Source organism: Candidatus Planktophila sp. (genome assembly GCF_046070465.1).
Lineage (GTDB): Bacteria > Actinomycetota > Actinomycetes > Nanopelagicales > Nanopelagicaceae > Planktophila.
Map to the genome: position 1 here is coordinate 1 of NZ_JBJTMK010000163.1, position 6,688 is coordinate 6,688.

Sequence of the window (6,688 nt, forward strand, 5' to 3'; positions counted from 1 at the left end):
CATCCACTTTTCAATCTCATCAGGATGCCTAGGGATGTCCTGACTGAGATTGCGGCAACCATCTGCCGTAACCACAATGTCATCTTCAATGCGGATACCGATTCCGCGGTATTCAGGGGCAAAGAGTTCGTCATCAGGTTGGATGTAGAGACCTGGTTCAACGGTCAACACCATGCCAACTTCAAGTTCCTTATCGAGATAATTTTCCTTACGTGCATGTGCGCAATCGTGCACATCAATACCCAGGTGGTGGCTAACTCCGTGCAGAGTCCACCGGCGGTGTAGCCCCACTTCAGGCTTAAGTGACTCTTCAGCGCTGACTGTGAGAACGCCCATGGCAGCAAGTCCTTCTGCGAGAACCTTCTGACAAGCAGCGTTGATTTCTGAGAACTTCACGCCTGGCTTAATAGCTGCAAAACCAGCTAATTGTGCTTCATAGACAAGCATGTAGAGAGAGCGTTGTGCCGGTGTGAACTTTCCTGTGACAGGAAGTGTGCGCGTGATATCTGCTGTGTAGAAAGATTCAACCTCAACGCCAGCGTCGATAAGCACAAGCTGACCAGGGCGAACATCGCCATCATTGCGGATCCAATGCAATACACAAGCGTGCGCACCTGAGCCGACGATGGTGTTGTAGCCGAGGTCGTTTCCTAATACGCGCGCGCGACCGTAGAAAGCCGCCTCAAGCACGCGCTCACCACGAGGAGTGGCAACTGCCGCTGGTATTACTGAGATAACATCGTTAAAACCAAGAGCAGTCGCATCGACAGCCTTTTGCATCTCTAAGAGTTCGTACTCATCTTTCACCAGGCGTTGCTCTGATGTAAAGGTAAGGAATTCACCTTCGCGATCATGCTTCTTGACGGCTCCATCAATCATGGCATCTTCGCCACGAATAATCAGGGTCTCTTTGCCATCTTTCAAGAAAGCTTCAAGATCATTAACTAAGCGAGTATCGATTTGGTAGCGAGCCTTTGCCTCGTCCAGTGTGTAGCGACGACCCACCCAGAGTTCGCCGTATTTAGCATCACGGTAGAAAGCATCGGTATCGCGTGTCGAACGTGGGTGGATATAAAGGTATGTGAGGTGTCCGCCTTGAGTGGGTTCCATAACAAGAACTGCATCAGCTGTCGAGTCAGCACCTTGGACTCCGCTGTAATACGCGAATGCGCTGTGAGGGCGATATTGATAATCAGTATCGTTGGAACGAACTTTGTAACCACCGGCAGGAAGAACGAGACGAATTCCTGGATATGCCGCTGACAAAACCTGACGACGAACAAATGCATAGGTAACAACTTCAAGTGGCGCGAGATCTGCATAATCTGATGGAGCCCATCCCGAGCGCATGAAATCTGCAAAGAGATCAGAAGGTGCTTGGTCGTGAATACGCTTGGCCTTCTCAGTTACCTCTGCATTGTCATTGTTGTTACTCATCCCTCAAGTTTAGGCGAATTCACGCACAAAAGGTAGAGATTGCGGGGGCTAGAATCGCTACTGTGATTATTCAATGTGCACAAGCAGTCGTCGATGGTGAACTTCTCAAAGATTGCTGGATTGTTGTTGAAAATAACCTGATTACTGAAATTCAAGAGGGCGTGCACGCCTCGCCAGATCACACTATTTCTGGAACATTGATTCCAGCATTTGTGGATATTCATTGCCACGGAGGTGCCGGAGAATATTTTTCAGGCAAAAAGCCAGAGAAAGTCATTGAATTTCACCGCTCGCATGGCACAGGCACCATCGTTGCATCGCTTGTTAGTGAACCGCTTGAAAATCTTAAAGCACAAATAAAGCAACTTGTTCCCCATTACAAGTCAGGTGCAATTGCCGGTATTCACTTAGAAGGCCCCTACCTTGCACATGCTCGTTGTGGTGCGCATCTTCCCGAAAATTTGATTAATCCACGATGGGAAGATTTATCAGAGCTCATTGAAATTGGCGAAGGTGCAATCGTGATGGTGACCATTGCTCCAGAGCTTGATGGAGCCCTTGAATGTATTGGAAAGTTATCTGACCATGGAGTTATTGCTGCTATTGGGCACACTGCAGCACCTCTGCCAACAATGCAATCTGCTATCGATGCAGGTGCGGAGGTAGTCACTCACTTCACCAACGGCATGGTCAAGCCACAAGATGATCGAGAACTCACAGATGCTCTTTTAGACGAGGACCAACTTTCCTTAGAGCTAATTCTCGATGGCGAGCACGTATCACCAGAGAATGTCCGTGAAATTCTTACAGTTGATCCACTTCGACTTATTCTGATTACTGATGCAATGAGTGCAGCCGGTCAGCCAGATGGCGATTACACAATCGGTATCTTGCCCGTGCGCGTTCGCAATGGTGTTGCTCGTCTTGATAATGGATCTCTCGCCGGTTCAACGCTCACGATGGATCGCGCATTCGAACACCTTGTCAATGAGTATGGCGTTTGTTTGGTGGATGCAGTTGATGCATCGTCAGGAAATGCTGCCCGTGCACTAGGTATGGGCGATCGTGGTGTCATTGCAGTAGGCGCAGCAGCGGATTTCCTTGAATGGGATGGATCCCGAATAATTTTTAGTTCATAGATTTATACCTTCTTCAACTTGAAGAGCTCTTGCCTTGAAAATATTGAGTGCCTACCCTCACTCATCTTCTATATTTACATTCCAGCATGCAAAAAATTAGATATGCGAGAAGACTCCTTTATATCAAGTAAAAATTACAAGGGAGTATTCAATGAAAAGACTTTCAGGCCGCATTGCACTCATCACAGGTGGAGCAAGTGGCATAGGTAAGGCAACAGCGCACCGCTTCATTCAGGAAGGCGCAGTAGTTGTCATCAGCGACATTCAAGATGATTTAGGAGAGAAAGTAGTAAAAGAACTCACAGCCGAAGGCGGAAAGGCAAGTTATATCCACCACGACGTTTCGAGTGAAGCATCCTGGACAGAAGTCATTTCGAAGATTGAAGAAGATTTTGGTGGATTAGATATTCTCTTCAATAATGCAGGAATTGGAGATGTCCTCACCATTGAAGAAACCCCCATGGATGTATATATGAAGACAATCGCAGTGACACAGAATTCTGTCTTTCTTGGAATGAAGATAGCTGCCCCACTTTTAAAGAAATCAAAGTACGCATCAGTCATCAATACCAGTTCGATCTTTGGCATCAGTGGAGGCTTCGGCGCATCGCCTGCCTATCATGCAGCAAAAGGCGCAGTCCGACTCATGACTAAGAGTGCGGCACTTGGTTGGGCAACTCAGGGCATACGTGTGAACTCTGTACATCCAGGGTTTATCGATACTCCGATTCTTGGAAATGCCAAGGAGACTGAATTTGGTGAAGTTCTTAAGCAGGTAACACCAATGAACCGACTCGGACTCCCTCATGAAATCGCAGCGGGGGTGGCTTTTCTCGCTAGTGATGATGCCTCTTTTATGACTGGCTCAGAGTTGGTAATTGATGGTGGTTTCTTAGCTCGATAGCCTCCATCTTTGTGGTTTCTCCAGGTTACGGGAGCGGGTAAACTCGCCCCCGTACTTGGAGACGTCGCATAGCCCGGTCGAGTGCGCCTCACTGCTAACGAGGTAAGGGGTAAAACCCTTCAGGAGTTCGAATCTCCTCGTCTCCGCCAGTTTTCACATCATTATTAATTTTCTCTACTTATTCTCTCTATCTAGATTTGCATAGATAAACTAACAACTATGGATGGCTATCAGGAATTGGTAAAGATTGAGATAGCTATAGAAGATGTAGATGGGGCAATCACCGCGGAGAAGTCTGGAGCCCATCGGGTCGAGGTATGTAGCGAACTATCTGTCGGAGGATTGACTCCAAGCATTGGGATTGTGCGTGAAATTCTCAGAAGAACAAGTTCTATTGATCTCGCCATCATGATTCGCCCTCGTGCCGGCAATTTCACATATTCGCCGTCTGAAATTGCGACCATGGTCAGTGATCTCGAAGCCTTTAATCAACTGGACTTTGGGAACCGAAATGTCAGCTTTGTCTTTGGCGCCTTGGATACTTCAAATTATCTTGATTCAGAGAATCTCGAAAAACTCTTAAAGGCCAATACTTCAGGTCACAGCGCATTTCATATGGCATTTGATTCCACGCCAGACCTCATTACCTCGCTTTCAACTTTAATCTCACTTGGCTTTGAACGAGTTTTAACGTCAGGCGGAGCGGCAAATGCAACCGCAGGAATTGAAAAATTGAAAGAACTTCAAAGATTTGCAACAGGTAAAATTACCGTCATAGCGGGTGGCTCAGTGCGCGCACATAATGCGCGATTGATTCTCGATGCTACTGGTGTAAGCGCGCTTCACCTCAGGGCATCGGAACCAATTACATCTCCCGGAACCGGAAAATATGACGCTCTTACACTTTATAGAACCTCAGCCTCCCAAATTGAGAAAGTATTAAACGCCATTAAAAGGGGCGGCAGAAAGCCAGCCATTCTTGTAGTCGATATCGGCGGAACATCACTCAAAGGAGCAGTCCTAACCCCACGCTATGAAATCGAGTATCGAACATCTGTAGGGACAGATGTAGAAACCCTGGAATCTGATCTTTTTGCGCTGATCTCTTCGCTTATCAAAGAAGCAGAGCTTCTCAATTTCGAAATCATCTCGCTCGGCGTAGTCTCACCGGGTTCGATTGATAAAGAGACCGGATCAATAATATTTGCATCGAATCTTGGCTGGCGCAATTATCCATTGGCTGCGAACCTTCGAGATAAATTTAATGTACCAGTTGCAGTAGGTCACGATGTGCGGACGGCTGTTCTGGCGGAAGGAGCAATTGGTGCAGCTCCCGGAATTGCCAATTTTATCTCGGTCGTTGTCGGTACCGGAATCGCAGTCGGTATCGTAGATAAAGGGGAAGTCATCTCAGGTTTTGCCGAGAGCGCAGGAGAGAGTGGGCATATGCCGCTTGTCTTTCAAGGTGCGCTATGTCCCTGCGGGCAGAGAGGCTGTTGGGAGCGCTACTCATCGGGCCATGGAATCTCAGAGCGATTTACAGAGCTTACGGGAGAAAAGAAATCTTCTGCTGAGATTATGTCGATGGTTAATACTAATTCTGAGGCAGAGAAAGTTTGGCGCGATGCAATCACTAAGACTGCACAAGCTCTTGCCATTCTAGTTGTTACGCTCGATCCGCAATTGATAGTTATTGGCGGAGGAGTCGCTTCTGGATATGCAACGTCACTGCCTGATTTACAGAGAGAGCTTCAAAGTTTCTTGACCTGGAAGAGCGCACCCGAGATTAAAATTTCAACGCTCGGCGAAGATGCCGGCATTTACGGCGCAGCAATTTTGGCAAGTTCCAAAATTTCTTAAATTCCCTCGAGGGTCTTATTGCCCTACTCTGCACTGTGTGAAGAAAGTTGAACCCGGTCATCGACGTTTGTTAATAATCCTTGCAGCAATGACGATGTTCACCCCGATGGCAATCGATATGTATCTCCCAACTTTCCCTTCACTAGCGCAAGACCTCAATGTACATATCGCAAATCTTCAACTGACCCTCACATCATTCTTGGTTGGAGTTTCCCTCGGACAGATATTCTGGGGCCCTATCTCTGATCGCTTTGGGCGGAAGGCTCCCTCTTATATAGGAATCGCAATCTATATCGCCGCATCTGCTGCCAGCACACTCTCCACATCATTAACCACCCTGATAATCCTCCGTTTCTTTCAGGCGTTTGGAGGATCAGCAGCCCTGGTCTGTGGACGCGCCATCGTTCGCGATATGTTGCATGGTGTTGAGATGGCGAAAATGATGTCAGCGATGGCGATGCTCTTCGTACTAGCTCCAGCTTTCGCACCAACTATTGGATCTACCCTCCTCAAATTCTTTTCATGGCACTCGATTTTTTGGTTATTGGTGCTCTTTGGTGTTGCAGTTGCTCTAGGGATGAGATCTATTCCGGAAAGTCTGGCACCAGAAAATCGCAACGACCACGGATTTTCTGATGCGGCGAAGAGCTATCGTGAACTAGTAGGTAATAAAGATTTTCGTACCGCATCAATGATCGGAATCAGCGGTTCGATGGTGACCTTCGCCTATGTCTCATCAGCCCCGGCTGTCTTGATGGGTGAGTTTGGGGTCTCTCGAACAACCTTTGGTCTTCTCTTCGGATTGGTCTCTATCGGATTACTTGCATCTTCGAGAATCAATATTTGGTTAGTCGGCAGATTTGGCCTGGTAAAGATGATGCGAGGATTTACTGCGGTGCAGACTTCTGCGACCTTGGCACTTCTGGTTATTTCATTAATTCACGCTCCACTGTGGCTTATGTTGATTTTTGTCATCATTACCTTTGGATGTGCACCCGGATTAGGCGGCAATGCGATGACATTTGGAATGCACCCATTTCCTCGTAAAGCGGCATCTGCAGCTGCGCTCTTGGGTTCTTTGCAATTTGTCGGGAGCGCATTTATCTCGGCAATATTGGCGATATTTCATGCAAACGTGATTCTCAATATGGCAATTGCGATGTTTATCGGCGCTCTTTTAGCCGTCTGACTTGGGAGGACGACGATCACGAGCAGCACGACGGCGGCGATCATGACGTCGGTCTGGAAGCGGTTGTAGCCGTAGGACATCGCCGTGGCGCCGAGTCCCCCACCGCCGACCGCGCCGGCCATCGCGGAGTAGCCGATGAGGGCGATGACGGTCGTGGTG

At 47.9% G+C, this 6,688-nt stretch carries 5 protein-coding genes, 1 tRNA gene and 1 pseudogene; 5 read left to right on the forward strand and 2 right to left on the reverse strand.

All coding sequences use genetic code 11. The features are described 5' to 3' along the window. On the reverse strand, positions 1–1,437 hold a 1,437-nt coding region (locus tag ACKOVI_RS06910; protein ID WP_509603341.1), incomplete at its 3' end, for an aminopeptidase P family protein. Between the two features lie 62 nt (positions 1,438–1,499). Here ACKOVI_RS06910 and ACKOVI_RS06915 point away from each other — a divergent pair. The 5 genes from ACKOVI_RS06915 to ACKOVI_RS06935 all read left to right on the forward strand — a co-directional run bounded on the left by ACKOVI_RS06915 (position 1,500) and on the right by ACKOVI_RS06935 (position 6,529). Next, positions 1,500–2,576: an N-acetylglucosamine-6-phosphate deacetylase gene (locus ACKOVI_RS06915; RefSeq protein WP_509603342.1), complete on the forward strand. Its 1,077-nt coding sequence runs from the start codon at positions 1,500–1,502 to the stop codon at positions 2,574–2,576. Positions 2,577–2,727: 151 nt separating this feature from the next. After that, on the forward strand, positions 2,728–3,480 hold the full coding sequence (locus ACKOVI_RS06920; protein WP_509603343.1) for an SDR family NAD(P)-dependent oxidoreductase: 753 nt from the start codon (positions 2,728–2,730) through the stop codon (positions 3,478–3,480). 57 nt (positions 3,481–3,537) lie between these two features. Then, positions 3,538–3,629, forward strand: a tRNA-Ser gene (locus ACKOVI_RS06925). A 70-nt stretch (positions 3,630–3,699) separates the two neighbouring features. Further along, on the forward strand, positions 3,700–5,340 hold the full coding sequence (locus ACKOVI_RS06930; RefSeq protein WP_509603344.1) for a copper homeostasis protein CutC: 1,641 nt from the start codon (positions 3,700–3,702) through the stop codon (positions 5,338–5,340). A 37-nt stretch (positions 5,341–5,377) separates the two neighbouring features. After that, a complete protein-coding gene (locus tag ACKOVI_RS06935) occupies positions 5,378–6,529 on the forward strand; it encodes a multidrug effflux MFS transporter (RefSeq protein WP_509603345.1) in 1,152 nt (383 codons plus the stop codon). Here ACKOVI_RS06935 and ACKOVI_RS06940 read toward each other — a convergent pair. Then, positions 6,466–6,688, reverse strand: a pseudogene (locus tag ACKOVI_RS06940) (MetQ/NlpA family ABC transporter substrate-binding protein); the annotation flags it as partial. The gene ACKOVI_RS06935 and the pseudogene ACKOVI_RS06940 overlap by 64 nt on opposite strands.